Source organism: Microbacterium sp. LRZ72 (assembly GCF_033792225.1).
Classification (GTDB): Bacteria; Actinomycetota; Actinomycetes; order Actinomycetales; family Microbacteriaceae; genus Microbacterium.
In genome coordinates, this window is sequence record NZ_JANGEX010000018.1 from 1 (window position 1) to 19,022 (window position 19,022).

Sequence of the window (19,022 nt, forward strand, 5' to 3'; positions counted from 1 at the left end):
AGGACTCTGGCTCAGATCAGGATGGGCAGGACGCTACTGACACGCCCGCCCCATCCACACTTTCTGGCCGATAACCCCGCGCCGAACGGGACGACGGGCCGGGCAAGAGAAAAGCCCCGGAGACTGGCGAGAGTCTCCGGGGCGATCCCGTGCACCCCCAGGGACTTGAACCCTGAACCCACTGATTAAGAGTCAGTTGCTCTGCCGATTGAGCTAGAGGTGCGTGGGCGCGGCGGGTGGAGCCGCCACGACCGAGGATCAACGTTACCATCACGATTACGCCCGCCGCCAATCGAGCAGGCCGCCGCCGGTATCCTGAAGCGGTGACTACTCCCGCCGGTCCCCCGGGTGCGCCACCGCTCCCCTACGACGACGATCTGCGCCTCGCGCTGCGGATCGCCGACGCCGCCGACGCCGAGTCCATGGCGCGCTTCGACGCCGCCGACCTCGAGGTCGAGACGAAGGCCGATTCATCCCCGGTCAGTGAGGCGGACCTCGCCGCAGAGCGGGCGATCCGTCGGATGCTCGAGGCCGAACGCCCGGCCGACGGCATCGTCGGCGAGGAGTTCGGGCGCACGGGCGACGCGTCGCGCCAGTGGATCGTCGACCCGATCGACGGCACCGCCAACTACGTGCGCGGCATCCCGATGTGGGGCACGCTGATCTCGCTCGTCGAGCACGGCCACCCCGTGGTCGGCGTCGTCAGCATCCCGGCCCTGGGGCGGCGCTGGTGGGCCGCCGAGGGAGCCGGAGCGTGGACGAACACGTCCGCCCGGCCGACGCGGCTGCGCGTTTCGGCGATCGACGCGATCGAGCAGGCGTCCATCAGCTTTCAGAGCCTCGCGCAATGGCGCGAGGCGGGGCATCTGAACGCCCTTCTCGAACTCGCCGAGCGCGTGCACCGCGACCGCGCGTACGGCGACGTGTGGCCCTACATGATGCTCGCCGAGGGGCGGCTCGAGTTCGTCGCCGAATTCGACATGAAAGAGTACGACATCGCCGCGTTCGTGCCGATCATCACCGAGGCCGGCGGGCGTGTCACGTCGTTCGACGGCGACGCCGCCATCGACACCGGCTCGGCATTCGCCACCAACGGCGTGCTCCATGAGGCGCTGCTCGGCCACTTCCACCCCCCTGCTCCGTGACCGACGCCCCCGCGACGAAGGCCCCTGAATGACATCTGCGACGCCCGCCCGCACCCTCACCCTGATCGCCCTCGCCGCCATGCTCACGGCGTGCGCCGGGGCGCCGGAGGAGCCGCCGGAGGAGACGGGGGATCCCACCCCCACGGTCTCGGCGGAGCCCTCCACCGACGCGACCCCGGATGCCGGGCCCGCCATCTCCCCGGCCGACGTGGAATGCGCCGACCTGCTGCCCGAGAACCTGTTGACCACCTTCGATGAATCCGGCTGGACGGTGAAGGAGGAACCGTTCCGGCTCGGCAGCGCCGAGATCGCCGACGGACTCTGGTGCGCGTGGGGAGACTTCTCGGCCGCGGCATCCGACAACGTGCAGATCTACGGATGGGCCCTGATCGACGCCGATACGGCCGACGACGCCCAGCAGGACCTCGTGGGCGAGGGGTGGGTCCGCGAGCAGGGAGACGATGGCGTCTACATCACAGAGAATCCGGACACCACGGTCGCCACCGACGACGAGGGATACGGTGTGACGTATCAGTTCGGCGACGGCTGGGTGATCGTCTCGGACACGAAGGCGAGCCTGCTGGTCATCCAGCGCCCCGGCGAGTGAGCGTGCGACGCTCATAGGTGAACGCGCCCGAGTACCCATAGATCTCACCCACGACGGGTGCGTTGACCGTGAGTTCGACGTGCTGACAACGGTCACCCGGCGCTGCAGCACTCTCCTCCAACACGAGGGTCGCCCACGCGGGCAGCGGCACCCGCAGCCGGCCCAGACGAAGCGCCAGGCGCTGCGACGTCATTCGCAGTCGACCGTCCACCACCGACAGCGCGAGGTGCACTTCGAACTCGCCCCGCCGGCCGACTCGGTCGATGAGCAGCTCGTCGTCGACCCGCATGGAGTCCACCATCATCCGCGTGCTCGAGCCGAAGAAGAACGTCCGTCTCGCCGACAGCGAGCCATCGGCGTGCGCCGCGTTCTCGATGACGAACGGCACGAGCTCCTCACGTTTCGGGAAGGCGACGCCCCGCCATCCGAGAAGGACGAAGACCGGCCACAGCATGCGCATCCTCAGCCCCGCGGACGTGTATGTCCCGACACCCACGCCCCTCGAGCCCTCCGGCAGGAAGCCGAAATACTCGCGAAGCTGCGGATCCAGCGCTGCGAAACGCTCGCCCAGCACGCGTTCGTAGACGGACTGCCGGCGCGGGGTGAACGCGTCCCGAGCATTACTGAACATGTTCAGTAATGTAGTACCTTCACAGCATGAGCGATACGACTCGGCCCGTCGCGGTGATCGCCGGAGCGAGCGGCTTCATCGGACGCGCCGTCACCCGGGCTTTCGCCCGCGACGGCTACGAGCTCCGCGTCATCGGGCGTGAGACGGGCACGCGCTGGGGCGACATGGCAGGCGTTCGTCGGGCGGTGGACGGCGCGGATGTCGTGGTGAACTTCGCCGGCAGGTCCGTGAACTGTCGCTACACCGACCGCAACCGGCGCCGCATCCTCGACTCGCGCGTCGACACCACGCGGGCTCTCAGCGCAGCGATCGAACAGTCGGCGCGACCGCCGCGGCTGTGGATGAACGCGTCGACGGCGACCATCTACCGACACACGATGGACCAGCCGCACACCGAGGCGGACGGCGAGATCGGCGAGGGCTTCTCCGTGGATGTCGCCACCTCATGGGAACGCGCCTTCTTCGCGGCGCCGCTCCCCCACACCCGCCGCGCCGCGTTGCGCATGGCGATCGTCATCGGCGACGGTCCGGCGACACGGATGCTCCTGACCCTCGCCCGCGTCGGACTCGGCGGTCCGCAGCGCGACGGATGGACTGCGCCCCACCACCGGTATCGCGGTATCGGCGAGGAACCGAGCGGACCGGCGCGTGCGCCGTGGTATCGCACGCGCGGACGCCAGAAGTTCAGCTGGGTGCACATCGACGACGTCGTCGGGGCGATCCGCTTCATCCGCGACGACGAGCGGCTGTGCGGCCCCATCAACATCGCCTCGCCGCGCCCTTCCGACAACCGCACTCTCATGCGGACCCTCCGCCGAGTGACGCGAACACCCGTGGGACTGCCGACCCGTCGGTGGATGCTCGAGCTCGGAACGTGGGTGCTGCGCAGCGAAGCCGAGCTCATCCTCAAGAGCCGATGGGTTCTTCCCGGCGTGCTGTGCGACGCCGGCTTCACGTTCACGCATCCCGACCTCGCGGCCGCGGTGGCCAGTGTGCGGGCGGAAGCGCGCGATGGCCGGTGAAGCGGGGCAGGGCAGGGGCGACCGCACACGGCAGCGCATCCGAGCAGCGGCGCTGCGGTCATTCCTCGAGAACGGATACGATGCGACCACGATCCGCAGGATCGCCGATGAACTGGGGATATCTGTCGGGGCGACGAACTATCACTTCCCGTCCAAGAACCACCTCATCCAGGAGCTCTACCTCGACGTGCAGCGGGCCCATCGTTGCGCCGCCGAGCCGCGGCTCGAAGGCGAACACCGCCTGATCGAACGACTGCGGGTCGTATACGCCACCGGACTCGATCAGCTCGATCCCTACCACGCGCACGCCGGAGAGTTCCTCTCCGCCGCCGCGTCGCCCCGTTCGCCGATCAATCCGCTGTCGTCGGATTCTGCGGAAGCATTGGCGATCGTGCAGGGCCTGTTCACCCACGCGCTCGAGGGTGCGCACTCCCCCGGTCTCGCCGAAGACATGCGTGCTCTGCTGCCCCGAACCCTGGTGCTCGCGCACCTGCTGCTCGCCCTCTTCTGGGTCTACGACACCTCACCAGGACAGCGACGCACCCGCCGCCTCCTGGATCGCGGATTGCGATTGCTCGCCACCGCACTCCCGCTCGCTCGCCTCCCCTTCCTGCGTCGCCCGCTGAAGGATCTGCTCTCCCTCGTCAGCGGCGTGAAGGCGTAGCGGGAGCGGACGTCACGGGGCGGCGCACTTCAGCACATGCGAGCGCGATTGGCAAGCCCCCTCACGCGACGGCGCCGACCTAATACACAGGGCTCCTGCCGACTTCGAGTGAAGCGGCGTCAGGAAGGAGCAATCATGTCGGAGAGCCAGCATCCGGGATCGCCCACCTCTGCCGGGACCGCCCCGGACGAGCGCAAGACCGATACCGCGCGCCGGGAGGCCAGCGGCGTCAAGGACACCGCCGCGAACGATGCCGCCCACGTCGCCGACACGGCGAAGGACGAGGCGGGCACGGTCGCGCAAGAAGCCAAGACGCAGGTGCGCGACCTCTACGCACAGACGCAGCACGAACTGCGGGAGCAGGCGGGAGCCCAGCAGGAGCGAGTGGCCCACGGCATGCGCGCGATGAGCGACGAGCTCGGTGAGATGTCGCGCAATTCATCGTCGCAAGGCGTCGCGAGCGACCTCGTGAGCCAGGCGTCCACCCGGCTCGCGGATGCCGCGGACTGGCTGGGCAGGCGTGATCCGGGCAGCCTTCTGCACGAGGTGAAGAGCTACGCCCGCCGCAACCCCGGCACATTCATCGTCGCGGCCGGGCTCGTCGGTGTCGCAGCCGGACGACTCACTCGGGCGCTGGCATCGGACGCCCACGACGATTCCTCTCGATCCCACACGCAGGGCACCTCGCGAGACACACCCGAGACCTCCGTCGGGGAGTCAGGGACCCCCCGCGACGTGACGAAGCCGGCCGACAAGCCGAGTGTCCCGCCGGCGACGCCCGCGGCGGCGACCGGGCAGGGAACCCCACCGCAGGACACACCCGTCTATGCGGATGCCGCGAGGGGCACGCAGCGGCCCGGAGGGCTGTAGCCGATGGCCGAGCCGACACCGTCCGAGGAGCAGGCGGCCTCGACCAGCCTGGGCGACCTGCTGCGCGAGGTCACCTCCGATCTGTCCGCGCTGATGCGCCAGGAGCTGGCGCTGGCGAAGGCCGAGGCCAAGGAATCCGCGGCCCGCGCCGGGCGGGCTGCGGGCCTGACGGGCGGCGCGGCTTACGCCGCGCTGATGGCGGTCTTCTTTCTGTCGTTGGCCCTGTGGTGGGCGCTCGGAACACTGGTGGGAGGCGGCTGGTCTGCCCTCATCGTCGCGGCGATCTGGGCTGTCCTCGCCGGCATCCTCTTCGCCATCGGCCGTTCTCAGATGAAGCAGATCCGAGGCGCTCCCGAGACCGCCGAGACACTGAGCAAGATCCCGCCCGCTGTGAAGAGAAACGAGGAGAACCGATGAGTGAATCCACCGACGCGATCCGCGCCGACATCGAACGCCAGCGCACCGAGCTCGGGGAGGACGTCGACGCCCTCGCCGACAAGGTCACGCCGTCAAAGATCGCCCACCGACAGACCGACAGGATGAAGGGAGCCCTGGCTTCCGTGAAGGAGAAGATCATGGGTGCTGCCGACGACGTCCGCTCGTCGACCGGATCGCACGGCTCAGCCGGCGAAGAGCTCTCACAGGCCAAGGACCGCGTACAGGCCAAGGCCGAGGGCAACCCGCTCGCGGTCGGCCTGATCGCCTTCGGCGCGGGGCTTCTCGTCTCGTCGCTGATCCCGGCCTCGTCCAGAGAGCGGCGGGTCGCCGCCGAGGCCAAGCAGAAGGCACAGCCGCTGGTCGACGAGGCCAAGTCGGTGGCACAGGATGTGGGGGCGGGCCTCGAGGAGCCTGCACGCGACGCCGCGAACGCGGTGAAGGACACGGCGTCGGATGCGGCCGCCCACGTGCGCGAGGATGCCACCGAGGCCAAGGACGACGTCTCCCAGCGGGCGCAGGAGGCCCGCGGCAACGTCGGTGGAACGCCATCGTGACGGTGGGGCAGTCGAGCGGCACGTACGCCCCGGCCCCCGAGGACGCGGCGAAACCGAACAGCCCGGGCGACATCGACAAGAGCTCGTGGAAGTACGTCGCTTCGAGGACCGTGCGGGAGTTCACCCGCAACCAGTGCATAGACATCGCCGCCGCGCTGACGTTCTTCGGCGTGCTCTCGATCTTCCCCGCGCTGTTGGCGGTGTTCTCCCTGCTCGGCGTCTTCGGGCAGGGGCAGGCGACGGCGGATGCGGTGCTGCGCATCATCGAGCAGGCGGCACCGGGGGGTGCGGCCGATGTACTGCGGACCCCGATCGAGCAGATCGCGATATCGCCCGGAGCAGGATTCGCGCTGGTCGGCGGCGTCGTGCTGGCGATCTGGACGGCGTCGGGATACGTGAGCGCCTTCGGGCGTGGCATGAACCGCATCTACGAGATCGAGGAGGGCCGTCCGTTCTGGAAGCTCAAGCCGCAACAGCTGCTCGTGACCGTCGTCATCCTCCTCCTGGTCGGGACGGCTGCGCTCCTCCTTGTCGTCAGCGGACCTGTGACCGACGCGATCGGCAGCGCCCTCGGTGTGGCAGCGACGGCCACCACGGTCTGGAGCATCGCGAAATGGCCCGTTCTGCTCCTGATCGTCATCCTGGTCATCGCGATCCTCTACTTCGCGACGCCGAACGTCGAGCAGCCGGAGTTCCGCTGGATCAGCTTCGGCGCGGTCATCGCCATCGTGACGCTCGCCGTCGCCAGCGCTCTGTTCGCCCTGTACGTGGCGAACTTCGCCAACTACAACCGCACCTATGGCTCACTCGCCGGGGTGATCGTGTTCCTGCTGTGGCTGTGGATAGCGAACCTGGCACTGCTGTTCGGTGCCGAGTTCGACGCCGAGCTCGAGCGCGCGCGGCAGCTGCAGGCGGGCGTGCCGGCCGAGTCCGGCATCCGACTGCCGCCCCGCGAGCGCACGCAGATCGAGAAGACGCAGGAGAAGGAGCGCGAGGACCAGGCCGAAGGGCGTCGGATCCGTCGGGAGCACAGGGACGGCGGCGTACCCCCTCCCGAGCGCGGCGGGAACCGCACCTGAGCGCGAGCGCACGCAGGGAGGGGACGCCCGTGTGCCGCCGGCCGCGCGCCGAAAGGCGGGCAGCGGATGTGGAAGACTGCCCGGGTGAGGTCTTCGCGCGTCCCTGCAGTGCTGCTCGCCGCCGCCGTCATGTTCGGACTGAGTTCCTGCACGTTCGGCACGCAGGCGGCCGACCCCGACAGCGCCCCGTCTCCGCCGCCGACCTCCGCGCCGGCTCCCACGTCGACGACAGGCCCCGCGCCCACGCCCACGCCGACCGCGTCGCCTTCACCGACGTCGCCTCCGACCGCTCCCGGTGACCCCGGTGGAGGCAACTCCGGCGGAGGTTCCGGCGGAGGCAACTCCGGCGGCGGTTCCGGCGGCGGCAACGCGGGAGGGGGCGGCACTCCGGAGCCACAGCCGACCTCGCGTCCCACTCCGGTGCCGACCCCGACGCCCACGCCCACCGTGCCGCCGGCGTGCCCGACGAGCAGCACAGATCCCGCCATCCCGGTCCTGGATTTCGGTTCCATCGCCTCGTATTCGACGACGGCGCTGGCTCAGGGCGAGGACTGCACGGGCTTCCGGTCATTCCTCTCGACCGGGTTGCCGCAGTACGACTCGCAGTCGTTCGAGTTCTTCGGTCACCTCGTCGACGAACAGGGCGCGACCAACTCGATCGCGCTGATGTCGCAGGGCAACACGGTTGTGCCGGGGCTCCAGGTGCCGTGGTTGACGATGGAAGAGTCGGGCCTGATCTTCAACCGACTTTCGCTCGACCAGGGTCCGACATTCGGCGGCATCGACGGTCTCGCCGACATCTCCGTGCCCACCACGATCAGCTATCAGCCGTGGAACATCCATGTCGAGCAGCAGAACACCGGCGATCCCGAGCAGGTCGTCGACATGCGTGTCGTATCGGGGGCGATCGGAGCCGTGGGGTCGGTGTACGAGCTGACCGTTTCGGTCGAGACCGGGATGGCCGGATCGAACGCGCGGGAGTGGACGACGCTGTCGATCCGGGCGAAAGACGTCACCGGGATCATCCAGTGGGGGTACGGCCCGAACGGATTCTTCCCGCTGTGGATGTTCGACGGCGAGCCGTTGCCCGCATCCGGAGGGCCGATCCCCACCACGGATCAGCGCACGCCGATCATGAATCAGTACGACGGCGACATCGGCGCCTATCTGGAGGCGACCGGCGACCCCATGACCGGCCAGGGATCGCACTACTACTCGATGCCTCTAGTCGAGGTCGAGCAGTGGTCGGTGCAGGTCGGGTCGTCGTACGTCGCGAGCGGCACCGAGGGCCTGCTGTTCTTCGACAACCTCACCGAGACCTACAACGACGCGGCGCAGTACGTCGTGGGCAACGGGTACGAGTGGACCGAGTTCTCGGTGCAGCTCCCCGACAGCCTGGAGGGCATGCTGATCGCCACGACCGGCCAGCAGGAGGTCGGCCAGCTGCACTACGCGATGATCGGAGGCGCTGGTTCGTCGCAGTCGGCCAACGGCACCCTCCAACCCACCGCCAACTGGCCGCAGGACGCGATCCACATCACCCCGACCGCCAACACGTGGACGTCGCCGCATAGCTGCTACGTCTACCACCTGGACTACGACGTCCAGCTCGATGGCTCATCGACGCGCCCCGCAGCCGATCTCGTCTTCAGCGCCACCGCACCCGATCAGGAGCTCAACGCCCTGAACCGTGCGGTGTACGAGGGCCTCTTCTCCTACACGGGCACCCTGGGGGGCGAGGCCGTGAGCGGCTACGCCTGGGGGGAGATCCAAGGTGTGCCGCCGACCGGGAACCCCGTGCCGCCGCACTGCTGATTCGCGAAGATGGCCACACGACGAAGGGCCCCGACATCCGCGTGATGATGCGGTTGTCGAGGCCCTGTCTCGTGCGAACGGCGGTGGTGGAGATGGGGGGAATCGAACCCCCGTCCATCGCTGTGTCTCTGCGGTTTCTCCGGGCGCAGTCTGTGCAGACGTTCTACTCGGCCCCGACCTTTGTCACAGACACCTAAGTCGACGGGCCCAGCCTGAAAAAAGTCCCACACGACGCTCAGGCGCCGTCGTGCAGCAAGATCCCTAGATGACGCCAGGATCCGTGTCGGGATCACCCACGGTCTGACGGACTATCGGGCTCGCTTACGCAGCGAGGGCGAAGTCAGTGCGATTGGATTCGGCACTTATAGTTTTGCAAGGAGCGTTAACGAGATAACCCTGCATCCTCGGCCCGCTTGACGCAGATTCGCAGGCGATGTCGAAACCGATCATCCCCGTGAGTCCTTCTCGTCGAAGGAGCCGCTGTTCGCACGCTGTGGAGTTGTCTCTCGAGCGCATTGCACCCGAGCCCTTCACTGTACAACGGATGCCCGGGTCGTCGCATTCCCGGCTCCCCTGTGCGTCGCCCGGCGCCGCTAGGGTGGGCGCATGACACCCGATCCGTCATCCGTGACACCCAGACCCGGGTTCGCAGAGCGGCTCTCGCGCATGATCCGCATTCCCACCGTCAGCGCCGAGATCGACGAACGGGGCGCCGCCCCTTTCGAGCAGTTCGTCTCGCTGCTCGAAGAGCTCTATCCGCTGGTCCATGAGCGGCTCGATCGCGAGAGCGTCACCGATCTCGGCCTGCTCTACCACTGGCGGGGGTCGGATGCCACGGCCGACCCCGTCGTGCTGATGGCGCACTTCGATGTGGTCCCCGCCGACCGGTCAGACGGGTGGCGACACGATCCGTTCGCCGGCGTCGTCGCCGACGGGTGGGTGCACGGGCGGGGCGCCCTCGACGACAAAGGTCCGCTCGCCGTCGTGCTCGAGGCCGTCGAGAATCTGCTCGCGGCCGGCTTCGCCCCCGCCCGCGACGTCTATCTGTCGTTCGGCGGCAACGAGGAGACCTTCGGCGCCGCCGCGCTCGGGACCGCGCGCACCCTTCACGAGCGCGGCATCCGCCCGTGGCTCGTGCTCGATGAGGGCGGGGCGGTCGTCGACGCCCCCCTGCCCCTCGTGCGCGGGGAGGCGGCGATGATCGGCGTCGGCGAGAAGGGCGTGCTCAGCCTGCGCCTGTCCGCCCGGGGCGAGGGCGGCCACGCCTCGGCCCCGCCCACGCGTACCGCCGTGCGCCGCATCGCGCGCGCCGTCGACCGGGTCTCGCCGGCGACATTCCGCGCCCGCACACCTGCCGCCATCTCACGGATGCTGGGGCTGTTCGCCACCCGCGCCTCCCCGCCGGTCGCGGCGCTCTACCGGCTGCTCGCCGCATCGCCCCGGCTCACGGCGCGCGTGTTCACGCTGCTCGGGGGCGAGCCCGCCGCGCTGGTGCGCACGACGGTGGCCGCCACGATGCAGACCGGCGGCTCGGCGGCCAACGTGCTGCCCTCCACGGCGACCGCTACCCTCAACCTGCGCATCGCCCTGGGCGAGAGCGTCGCCACCACCATCCGGCGGGTGCGCCGCCGCATCCGCGACCGCCGGGTGCACATCCATGTGCTCGACGCGAGTGAGCCCTCCGCCGAATCCTCCGTCGACGGGGCACCCTTCGCGCTCATCGCCGCGGGCGTCGCGGCGTCCTACCCCGAGGCGCTGCCCGTTCCCTACGTCATGATGGCCGCGACCGATTCGCGCCACTTCCACCGGTACTCCCCCGCGGTCTACCGCTTCGCACCGCTGCGGATGTCGTCGGCGCAGCGCGCCTCGATCCACGGCGTCGACGAGCGCGTCGAGGTGGCCTCGCTCGAGCGGGGCGAGCTGTTCCACCGCACGCTGCTGCTGAATCTGCCCGGCACCACGAACGACGAGGACACGGCACCGTGACCGCACCGCGCCTGGGCGTCCTCGCCTCGGTCGTCGGATTCCTGGCCTTCGTCGAGTTCACGAGCGGGATCATCCAGGGCTACTACACGCCCATGCTCACCGACATCGCCCGACACTTGGGCATCCACGACGCCGACGTGAACTGGCTCGAGGGCTCGCAGCTGATGCTGTCGGCGCTCGTGGTACCCGCACTGGCGAAGCTCGGCGACATGGTCGGGCACAAGCGGATGCTGATGGTCTCGACCGCCGTCACGGCCGCCGCGTCGCTCGTGCTGCCGTTCACCGACTCCTTCACCGTCTTTCTCGTCGCGTGGGCCCTGCAGGGCTTCTACGTCGTGTGGCTCCCGCTCGAGATCGCGCTGATATGGTCGCGCTCGCGCACCATGTCGGGGCGCTCGGTGATCACCGCCCGGGCGGCCGGCATCCTCGTCGCGGCCCTCGAGGCGGGCGCGATCAGCGGCGCTCTCGTCGGCGGCGCGCTCGTCGATGTGCTGCCGCTGTGGATCGTGCTCCTGATCCCGGCGCTCGCCGTCGTCGCGTGCTTCTTCGTCATCTGGCTGGGCGTGCGCGAGTCCCCCGATCCCGTGGGCGGCGCCTTCGACACGGTCGGACTCGTGCTGATCTCGTTCGCGCTCATCGCGTTCACGGGCGGCCTGAGCTTTCTGCGCCTCAACGGCGTCGGCGACGTGCTCTCGTGGGCTCTCGTCGCGCTCGGGCTGCTGCTGCTGTGGCCGTTCGCGGCGTGGGAGCTGCGGCATCCCGACCCGCTGATCGACGTGCGCATGTTCCGCTCGCCCGCGCTGGGTCCCGTCTTCCTGACCGCCGGGCTGTTCGGCGTGAGCGTGCTGGGCGCCCAGGCGCCGCTGTCGACCTTCGCGCGCACCGACCCGGGCGTATACGGGTACGGGCTCGGCACGACCGGGTTCGCCACGTCGCTGATCATCGGCGTCTACCTCGTCGCGATGATCGTCGGGGCGCTCTCGTTCCCCCTCGTGGCGCGGCTGACCGCGCCACGCCTGGCGCTCATGGGGGCGTCGCTGCTGGTGGGCATCGGGTTCCTCATGTTCCTGCCCTTCCACCACAGCTACCCGCAGGTGATCACGAACATGGTGATCGTGGGGCTCGGCTCCGGCGCCCTCGTCGCCGCGCTGCCCGCCGCCGCCGCATCCGCCGCTCCCCCGACCCAGACGGGTGTCGCCACCGGCCTGACCAATTCCGTCAAGACCGTCGGCGGTGCGATCGCCTCGTGCGTGTTCGGCATCGCGCTGCTGCAGGGCGTCGCCGGCGCCGCCGCGGCGTCCGAGGGCACGGCGGGCTCGCTCGCGGGCTACTTCACCGTGTGGGTGCTGTGTGGTGCGACCGCCCTGGTGGCTGCACTCGCCCTGGCCTTCGTGCCTCGGCGGGCCTTCACCGACGCCGCCGAACACGAGCCCGTCGCGGCCGACGCCCGTCCGCCGGTGATGTAGCGACGCCTACTCGTTCATGCGATTGCGCGTGCGCATCGCGCGTTCCGCGTCGCGCTTGTCCTGTCGTTCGCGCAGGGTCTGCCGCTTGTCGAACTCGCGCTTGCCCTTCGCCAGCGCGATCTCGACCTTGGCGCGACCGTCTGAGAAGTAGAGCTTGAGAGGCACCAGGGTGTACCCGCCGGCGGATGCCGCGTGCCCCAGCTTGACGATCTCTTCTTTGTGCAGCAGCAGCTTGCGCGTGCGCTTGGCGGCGTGGTTGGTCCAGTGCCCCTGCGAATACTCGGGGATGTGCACGGCGTCGAGGAACGCTTGCCCCCCGTCGACGTACGCGTATCCGTCGGTGAGGTTGGCGCGCCCCTGTCGCAGCGACTTGACCTCGGTGCCGGTGAGGACCAGACCCGCTTCGTAGGTCTTTTCGATGGTGTAGTCGTGACGCGCGCGGCGGTTGGTCGCGACGACCTTCTCACCGCGTTCCTTGACCATGACACCCTCCGACCCGTTCGCGCCGCATGTGGACGCGGCAGCCCATGAGTCTACCGCGCCGGCCGGCCAGGGCCACGCGAGCCGGGGATCAGGCTCTCAGCCAGCGCCGGATGGCGAACCCGGCCGAGAGCGCGGCCAGCAGCACGCCGACGACGATCATGACCGGCACGACGATGGCGAGCTCCGTCGCGCCCACCCACGTCGTGATGAAGGCGACGCGGTCGCGCAGATACCCCTCGACGCCGAATTCCAGCCCCGCCCACACCGCGAGGCTGGCCAGCGCCGAACCCAGCAGAGCCGCCAGCACCCCCTCGAGGATGAACGGCGTCTGGATGAACCTGTTCGAGGCGCCCACGAGGCGCATGATGCCGAGCTCCCGCCGTCGCGCGTACGCCGACAGGCGGATCGTGGTGGCGATCAGCAGCACAGCGGCGACCAGCATGAGACCGGCGATTCCGACCGCGATGTAGGTCGCGACGGTGAGCGCCTGGAAGAGCGGATCGAGGTACTGCAGCTGGTCGGCGACCTCTTCCACGCCGTCCATGCCGCTGAACGCCTCGATCAGCACGTCCGATTGCGATTGGTCGACCAGGTTGATCCAGAACGTCTCGTTCATCTGATCGGCGGTGATGACGCCCGCGAAATCCTCGCCCATCTGGGCGATCAGGTTCTCGTACGCCTCCTCGCGGGTCTCGAAGCGCACCTCCTGGATCAGCGGAGCCAGCGTCTCGGATTCCAGCTGCGTCTGGACCTGCTCCACCTGCTCCTCGGTCGCGGTGCCGTCGACGCAGGTGGGTCCGACCGAGATCGAGGTGCACATGTACACCGCCACCTGGGCGCGGTCGACCCAGAACTCCTGCATCTTGCCGATCTGCATCTGCATGAGCATCGCGGCGCCGACGAAGGTCAGCGACACGAACGTCACCAGCACGACCGAAATCACCATCGAGGCGTTGCGGCGCAGTCCCGTGAGGGCCTCCGCCAGAATGAGCTGAATCCTCACGAAGTGGGCCCCACGTTCTCGTCTTCGTCGGTCTCGCCGAGGCCCAGCCGGTCGGCCACACCGACCTCGGGCAGTTCGGGCACGTCGACCTCGATCGGGCCGGTCAGCGACGCACGCGGAGCGTCGTGCGCCGCCGGGGGTGCCGACGGGGTCGCAGCGTCCTCGGCGGCCGATTCGGCCTCCACGGCCGCCGCGGCGTTCGCGCCGGTCATCGCGGCGACGGCGGCATTCGCCGCCGCCAGCGCCTCGGCATCCGGCACCGGCGCGGTCTCCTCCGGCGCCGTGGGCTCGGGCACCGTCGTCGCGGCGGACGGAACGGTGACGGCAGCATCCGGGGTCACCCCCGACGCCGTGGCGTTCTCGGTCGCGAGCAGGCGCTCGTAGGCGAGCGCGGTGGACGGATCGGCGGTTCCCGCGGCGACCCGCTGCTGAAGCTCGAGCACTGCGGTCAGCGCCGCGATCGACTCGGCGCCCTTCGGCTTGGCGGGCGCGAGGCTCGGCAGCTGCGACGTGTCGCCGTAGCCGCCGTGCACCTCGTCGCGCACGATCTCGCCGTGTGCCAGCTCGATCACGCGGCGCTGCATCTGGTCGACGAAGCCGGCCTCGTGGGTGGCCATCAGCACCGTGGTGCCGTTCGCGTTGATGCGGGCGAGCAGCTGCATGATGCCGATGGATGTCGCGGGGTCGAGGTTTCCGGTGGGCTCGTCGGCGAGCAGCACCTGCGGGCGGTTGACGATCGCGCGGGCGATCGCCACGCGCTGCTGCTCACCGCCCGAGAGCTCGTTCGGCATCCGCTTCTCCTTGCCGGCGAGGCCGACCAGCTCGAGAGCCTCGGGCACGGCCTGATGGATGAAGCCGCGCGACGCACCGGTCACCTGCAGAGTGAAGGCGACGTTCTGGAAGACGGTCTTGGACTGCAGCAGTCTGAAGTCCTGGAACACGGCGCCGACGTGGCGGCGGAAATAGGGCACCTTGCGGTTGGACAGCGTGGTGAGGTCGCGGCCGAGTACGACGACCCGGCCCTGGGAGGGGGCGTCTTCGCGGAGGATCAGCCGAAGGCATGTCGACTTTCCCGAGCCGGAAGGGCCGACGAGGAAGACGAAGTCCCCGCGGACGACTTCGAAGTCGACTCCGCTGAGGCCCGGCTTCTGGGAACCGCGGTAGGTCTTGGTGACGTTCTCGAACCGGATCATGGCGTAGAAAGCCTAAGCGCGCGGCGCCGCAGCGCCCGAAGCGACACCCGTCAGTCGAGGTGCGTCATTCTTCGACGGGGCGCTTGCGCCAGCGGATGCCGGCCGAGATGAATCCGTCGAGGTCGCCGTCGAAGACGGCACTGGGGTTGTTCACCTCGTGCTCGGTGCGCAGGTCCTTGACCATCTGGTAGGGCGCCAGCACGTACGAGCGCATCTGATCGCCCCAGCTGGCGGTGATGGTGCCGGCCAGCTCCTTCTTGGTCGCCGCCTCCTGCTCCTTCTGCAGCAGGAGCAGACGCGCCTGCAGCACGCGCAGGGCGGCCGCCCGGTTCTGGATCTGCGACTTCTCGTTCTGCATCGACACGACCAGGCCCGTGGGCAGGTGGGTGATGCGCACGGCGGAGTCGGTGGTGTTGACCGACTGGCCGCCGGGTCCGGACGAGCGGAAGACGTCGACGCGCATGTCGGTCTCGGGGATGTCGACCTCCTGCGCCTCTTCCATGAGCGGGATCACCTCGACCGCGGCGAACGAGGTCTGCCGCTTGCCGGCGGAGTTGAACGGGCTCATCCGCACCAGGCGGTGCGTGCCCGCCTCGACGCTCAGCGTGCCGAAGGCGTAGGGGGCGTCGACCTCGAAGGTCGCGGACTTGATGCCCGCCTCCTCGGCGTAGGAGGTGTCCATCACAGTGACGGAATACTTGTGCTGTTCGGCCCAGCGCAGATACATCCGCAGCAGCATCTCGGCGAAGTCCGCCGCATCCACCCCGCCCGCGCCGGCGCGGATCGTGACAACCGCGGGACGGGCGTCGTACTCGCCGTCGAGCAGGGTCTGCACCTCGAGCTGCCCGATGGCGCCCTCGAGCGAGACGAGTTCGCGGCGCGCCTCTTCGGCGGCTTCGTCGTCTTCCATCTCGTTCGCCAGACCCACCAGCACCTCGAGGTCGTCGAGGCGCCGGTCGATCGACTCGATGCGGGCGAGTTCGCTCTGGCGATGACTCAGCGCGCTGGTGACCTTCTGCGCAGCGGCCGGGTCGTCCCACAGGTCGGGCGCCCCAGCGTGTTCGCTCAGGCGCGTGATGTCGGCGCGCACGGCCTCGACGTCCACGACGCTCAGGATGTCGAAGAAGGTCGAGCGGAGCGCCTGGATGTCGGAGGAGAGATCGAGTTCGAGCATGACACTCCAGACTAACGTGGATGCCCGTGCCCCATCCCGCCTCCGGCCCCGACGCCCTGACCGTGCGCGCGCTCGTGGGTCGCCTGGCGCCGATGATCTACGGCCCCACGCTGCTGTTCGCTCTCGGGCAGGGAGCGATCCTGCCCCTGATCCCCGTGATCGCCGCCGACCTCGGCGCCGACCTGGCCATGGCCGGGCTCGTCGCGTCGGCGCTCGTCGTCGGCCAGCTGATCGGCAACCTCCCCGCGGGCTGGTGCGTCGCGCGATTCGGGGAGCGCGCGACCATGGCGGGGGCCGGCCTCATCGCGCTGCTCGGCGTCGCCGGGCTGCTCTGGTCGCCCGGCGTCGGCGTGCTCGCGGCATCCATCCTGCTGATCGGCTTCTGCGCCGCGGCCTTCGGCCTGGCGCGCCACTCGTTCATGACCACGCGCGTGCCGCTGACCCACCGGGCGCGTGCCCTGGCGCTGCTGGGCGGGGCGTTCCGGCTGGGCATGTTCGTCGGCCCCTTCGTGACGGCGCTGCTGCTGTTCCTGTTCGCCACCCCGAACGCCGCCATCTGGTTCTTCGGCGGGTGCCTGGTGGCGGTGCTGCTGCTCGTGCTGTGGGGCCCCGACCCCGAGACCGCACTGCACTCCCCCGCGAGCGTCGCGCGCGAGACCGGGTTCGACACCGAAGACACCGGCGAGGCGGTGACCGGGTCGATCCCGACGGCCGAGCGGGTCGGGGTGTGGCGCACGATGTGGCGCCATCGCACGGTGCTGCTGCGTCTGGGGGGTGGCCGCGGCGTCGCTGTCGGCGGTGCGCTCGGCCCGTCAGCTGGTGCTGCCGCTGTGGGGTGTGTCGATCGGCCTGGACGCCTCAACCATCGCGCTCGTCGTCGGGGTGGCGGGTGCCATCGACTTCGCCCTGTTCTATGCCAGCGGCCAGGTGATGGACCGGTTCGGCAGACTGTGGGCGGCGCTGCCGGCCATGGTGCTCATGGGATGCGGCTTCATCGCCCTGGCATTCACCCACGACCTCGCCGACGCGCAGATGTGGTTCGCCGCGTTCGCGATGGTGCTGAGCGTCGGCAATGGCCTCTCGAGCGGCATCCTGCTCACCCTCGGCGCCGATCTGGCCCCGCGCGACGACCCCGCGCCGTTCCTCGGCTCGTGGCGCACCCTCACCGACGCCGGCGGCGCGTTCACGCCGCTGCTGGTCTCGGGGCTGACGGCGGTCTGGTCGATCGCGGGCGCGACCGCCGTGGTCGGGATGCTGGGGCTGCTCGGCGCGGTGGGCTTTCTGCGCTGGGTGCCCCGGTTCGTGCCGCGCGCACGGCCCTGAGCCGCGGCGCGCGGCGCGCGCGTCAGCCCGCGGCGGTGCGCGCGATCGCCTCGGCCGACAGCGCGACACCGCCGGGCACGAACGGCGAGAGCAGGATCGGCCGCCACGTGCTCGCGACGACGACCCGCGCGCTGACGCCGTCGGGGGTTCCGGCATCCACCAGGCGCACGTCGTCGCCCGCGTCTGCGGCGACCGACACGAGCGCGGCCGCCTGGGCGTGCACGTCGGCATCAGCAAGGACGACGACGGGCTCGCCGTCGTCGGCGGCCAGATGCAGTTCGAATCCGTCGGCGCCGGCGAGCGCCGCGGCATCCGCCACCGCCTCGAGGCGGTGCTGGGCGAGCGCCAGGGAGGTCGCGTTGACCGCGACCACCAGCAGCGCGACCGCGAGCACGGCGTAACCGAGCGTGAGCACCAGCACGCTGCCCTCGTCGTCGGTGTTGCGCTGTCGTGGCGGCATCAGCCGTTGCCCCAGAACCGCGACGTGCGCTGCACCGCCGAGGACTCCACCACGATCTGCGCGAGCCGGTCGAGACCCAGAACGGCCGGCACGAGCGGCAGGCGCACCGCGGCGGCCGCCTCGACCACGACGACGGTCCCGGCCGCGGGGCAGGCGGGGACGCGGGGCACGCACGTGACGGTCATGTCGATGTCACGGGGCTCCATCCCGTACTGGGCGGCCGTGCTGCGAAGAGCCTGCTGCGCCCGCACCTCGGCCGTTCCCGCGTCGGGCGCCTGCGCGATGGCGCGCACGACGTGGCGCGACACCGACGCGGTGCCGAGCGCCTGCTCCTGGATCTGCCCCAGCGCCACGATCAGGTAGACGAGCGGGACGAGCAGAACCAGCCCCACGGCGATGAACTCCAGCGACGCCGACCCGTCGTCACGGGGACCGGCGGCGGCGCCGCTAGAGCAGGCTCTCGACGGGGGCATGCGCATCCACCTCCAGCCCCGCCGCCGGGCCCCACAGGCCCAGCACGGGCAACGCCGCCGTGACCCGGACGTGCACGGCCGGGTACCCGAGCTCGGTGCTGCGGCGCACCGAGACGTCATCGATCCGGGGTCCGAGCGTTCGACCGGTGATCTCTCCGACTCGTGCGGCCGCCGCGTCATCCGTGGCCCCGACCAGCGCCGCGGCGTGCGCGCCAGCGACGGCGGCGTCGTGCACCACGTTGCGCACGTACACGGCGATCCCGAGCTGGATCACCGCGAGCATCAGGAACGTCAGCACCGTCCCCACCAGCACGAACTCCACCGCCGCCGACCCCTCGTCATCTCCCAGAACGCGCGCCGTCGTCGACCGCGAGCGCGTCGTCATCTCGTCAGAATCCCGACACCTGCGAAATGGCCTGCTCGAACAACGCGGCGAGCGCCGGCCCCGCCAGAGCCCACAGCACGACCACGAGACCCGCCGTCATGAGCGTGATCAGCACCCAGCCGGGCACGTCGCCGCGATCGTCGCAGAGCTCCGCGGCGACGCCGCGTCGGCAGGCGCGCGCGATGTCGGCAAGGCGTGGACGGGAGGGTCGGGCCGACGAGATGTCGATGGTCATCGGATGGCCTTTCGGT

The 19,022-nt window shown here is 69.9% G+C and carries 20 protein-coding genes, 1 tRNA gene, 1 other RNA gene and 1 pseudogene; 12 read left to right on the forward strand and 11 right to left on the reverse strand.

Annotated elements, in window-relative coordinates; translation table 11 throughout:
- Positions 1 to 150: 150 nt before the first annotated feature.
- Positions 151 to 223, reverse strand: a tRNA-Lys gene (locus M4I32_RS13900).
- Between the two features lie 100 nt (positions 224 to 323).
- On the opposite strand from M4I32_RS13900, the gene M4I32_RS13905 reads away from it, so the two are divergent.
- Positions 324 to 1,145, forward strand: a complete 822-nt coding sequence (locus M4I32_RS13905) for an inositol monophosphatase family protein (RefSeq protein ID WP_319035081.1) — start codon at positions 324 to 326, stop codon at positions 1,143 to 1,145.
- Positions 1,146 to 1,173: 28 nt separating this feature from the next.
- The gene (locus M4I32_RS13910; RefSeq protein WP_319035082.1) at positions 1,174 to 1,752 is read left to right on the forward strand and encodes a hypothetical protein; all 579 of its coding nucleotides are present in this window, start codon (positions 1,174 to 1,176) and stop codon (positions 1,750 to 1,752) included.
- On the opposite strand, the gene M4I32_RS13915 is transcribed toward M4I32_RS13910, so the two are convergent.
- Entirely contained in the window at positions 1,730 to 2,383 is a 654-nt protein-coding gene (locus M4I32_RS13915) for a DUF4166 domain-containing protein (protein ID WP_319035083.1), read from the reverse strand. The two genes, M4I32_RS13910 and M4I32_RS13915, sit on opposite strands and share 23 nt — an antisense overlap.
- A gap of 26 nt (positions 2,384 to 2,409) precedes the next feature.
- Here M4I32_RS13915 and M4I32_RS13920 point away from each other — a divergent pair, with 26 nt between their 5' ends.
- The 7 genes from M4I32_RS13920 to M4I32_RS13950 all read left to right on the forward strand — a co-directional run bounded on the left by M4I32_RS13920 (position 2,410) and on the right by M4I32_RS13950 (position 8,825).
- Complete coding sequence (locus M4I32_RS13920) at positions 2,410 to 3,405, forward strand: epimerase (protein ID WP_319035084.1); 996 nt, start codon at positions 2,410 to 2,412, stop codon at positions 3,403 to 3,405.
- The gene (locus M4I32_RS13925; RefSeq protein WP_319035085.1) at positions 3,395 to 4,069 is read left to right on the forward strand and encodes a TetR/AcrR family transcriptional regulator; all 675 of its coding nucleotides are present in this window, start codon (positions 3,395 to 3,397) and stop codon (positions 4,067 to 4,069) included. Before M4I32_RS13920 ends, M4I32_RS13925 begins: the two co-directional genes overlap by 11 nt.
- Positions 4,070 to 4,204: 135 nt before the next feature.
- Positions 4,205 to 4,939, forward strand: coding sequence for a hypothetical protein (locus tag M4I32_RS13930; protein WP_319035086.1), 735 nt, complete (start codon positions 4,205 to 4,207; stop codon positions 4,937 to 4,939).
- 3 nt (positions 4,940 to 4,942) lie between these two features.
- Positions 4,943 to 5,356, forward strand: a complete 414-nt coding sequence (locus M4I32_RS13935) for a phage holin family protein (protein ID WP_319035087.1) — start codon at positions 4,943 to 4,945, stop codon at positions 5,354 to 5,356.
- Positions 5,353 to 5,931, forward strand: coding sequence for a DUF3618 domain-containing protein (locus tag M4I32_RS13940; protein WP_319035088.1), 579 nt, complete (start codon positions 5,353 to 5,355; stop codon positions 5,929 to 5,931). Before M4I32_RS13935 ends, M4I32_RS13940 begins: the two co-directional genes overlap by 4 nt.
- A complete protein-coding gene (locus M4I32_RS13945) occupies positions 5,928 to 7,010 on the forward strand; it encodes a YihY/virulence factor BrkB family protein (RefSeq protein ID WP_319035089.1) in 1,083 nt (360 codons plus the stop codon). The genes M4I32_RS13940 and M4I32_RS13945 overlap by 4 nt, the downstream gene beginning before the upstream one ends.
- Before the next feature lie 420 nt (positions 7,011 to 7,430).
- On the forward strand, positions 7,431 to 8,825 hold the full coding sequence (locus M4I32_RS13950) for a lipocalin family protein (RefSeq protein WP_319035090.1): 1,395 nt from the start codon (positions 7,431 to 7,433) through the stop codon (positions 8,823 to 8,825).
- 84 nt (positions 8,826 to 8,909) lie between these two features.
- Here the strand turns inward: M4I32_RS13950 and ssrA are convergent.
- Positions 8,910 to 9,279, reverse strand: a transfer-messenger RNA (tmRNA) gene (ssrA, locus tag M4I32_RS13955).
- 152 nt (positions 9,280 to 9,431) lie between these two features.
- Here ssrA and M4I32_RS13960 point away from each other — a divergent pair.
- Positions 9,432 to 10,811, forward strand: coding sequence for a M20/M25/M40 family metallo-hydrolase (locus M4I32_RS13960; RefSeq protein ID WP_319035091.1), 1,380 nt, complete (start codon positions 9,432 to 9,434; stop codon positions 10,809 to 10,811).
- A complete protein-coding gene (locus tag M4I32_RS13965; protein ID WP_319035092.1) occupies positions 10,808 to 12,277 on the forward strand; it encodes an MFS transporter in 1,470 nt (489 codons plus the stop codon). Before M4I32_RS13960 ends, M4I32_RS13965 begins: the two co-directional genes overlap by 4 nt.
- A gap of 6 nt (positions 12,278 to 12,283) precedes the next feature.
- Here the strand turns inward: M4I32_RS13965 and smpB are convergent, their stop codons facing one another.
- The 4 genes from smpB to prfB all read right to left on the reverse strand — a co-directional run bounded on the left by smpB (position 12,284) and on the right by prfB (position 16,130).
- Positions 12,284 to 12,760 carry an SsrA-binding protein SmpB gene (gene smpB, locus M4I32_RS13970; protein WP_319035093.1) on the reverse strand — a complete coding sequence of 159 codons (477 nt, stop codon included), beginning with the start codon at positions 12,758 to 12,760 and terminating at the stop codon, positions 12,284 to 12,286.
- A gap of 88 nt (positions 12,761 to 12,848) precedes the next feature.
- Positions 12,849 to 13,763 carry a permease-like cell division protein FtsX gene (ftsX, locus tag M4I32_RS13975; protein ID WP_319035094.1) on the reverse strand — a complete coding sequence of 305 codons (915 nt, stop codon included), beginning with the start codon at positions 13,761 to 13,763 and terminating at the stop codon, positions 12,849 to 12,851.
- Complete coding sequence (gene ftsE / locus M4I32_RS13980) at positions 13,760 to 14,956, reverse strand: cell division ATP-binding protein FtsE (protein ID WP_319035095.1); 1,197 nt, start codon at positions 14,954 to 14,956, stop codon at positions 13,760 to 13,762. The genes ftsX and ftsE overlap by 4 nt, the downstream gene beginning before the upstream one ends.
- Positions 14,957 to 15,020: 64 nt before the next feature.
- Positions 15,021 to 16,130 (reverse strand): peptide chain release factor 2, encoded by a 1,110-nt coding sequence (gene prfB / locus M4I32_RS13985; protein WP_319035096.1) that lies wholly within the window; start codon positions 16,128 to 16,130, stop codon positions 15,021 to 15,023.
- Between the two features lie 92 nt (positions 16,131 to 16,222).
- Here prfB and M4I32_RS13990 point away from each other — a divergent pair.
- Positions 16,223 to 17,453 (forward strand): annotated as a pseudogene (locus M4I32_RS13990) (MFS transporter).
- A gap of 22 nt (positions 17,454 to 17,475) precedes the next feature.
- Here M4I32_RS13990 and M4I32_RS13995 read toward each other — a convergent pair.
- Genes M4I32_RS13995 through M4I32_RS14010 form a run of 4 tightly spaced genes read right to left on the reverse strand, consistent with a single transcriptional unit; the run spans position 17,476 to position 19,006 of the window.
- Complete coding sequence (locus M4I32_RS13995; protein WP_319035097.1) at positions 17,476 to 17,913, reverse strand: pilus assembly protein TadG-related protein; 438 nt, start codon at positions 17,911 to 17,913, stop codon at positions 17,476 to 17,478.
- Complete coding sequence (locus M4I32_RS14000) at positions 17,913 to 18,386, reverse strand: TadE family protein (RefSeq protein WP_319035098.1); 474 nt, start codon at positions 18,384 to 18,386, stop codon at positions 17,913 to 17,915. The genes M4I32_RS13995 and M4I32_RS14000 overlap by 1 nt, the downstream gene beginning before the upstream one ends.
- Entirely contained in the window at positions 18,361 to 18,771 is a 411-nt protein-coding gene (locus M4I32_RS14005) for a TadE family protein (protein WP_319035099.1), read from the reverse strand. The genes M4I32_RS14000 and M4I32_RS14005 overlap by 26 nt, the downstream gene beginning before the upstream one ends.
- Positions 18,772 to 18,775: 4 nt before the next feature.
- The gene (locus tag M4I32_RS14010; RefSeq protein WP_413466832.1) at positions 18,776 to 19,006 is read right to left on the reverse strand and encodes a hypothetical protein; all 231 of its coding nucleotides are present in this window, start codon (positions 19,004 to 19,006) and stop codon (positions 18,776 to 18,778) included.
- Between the last annotated feature and the right edge of the window lie 16 nt (positions 19,007 to 19,022).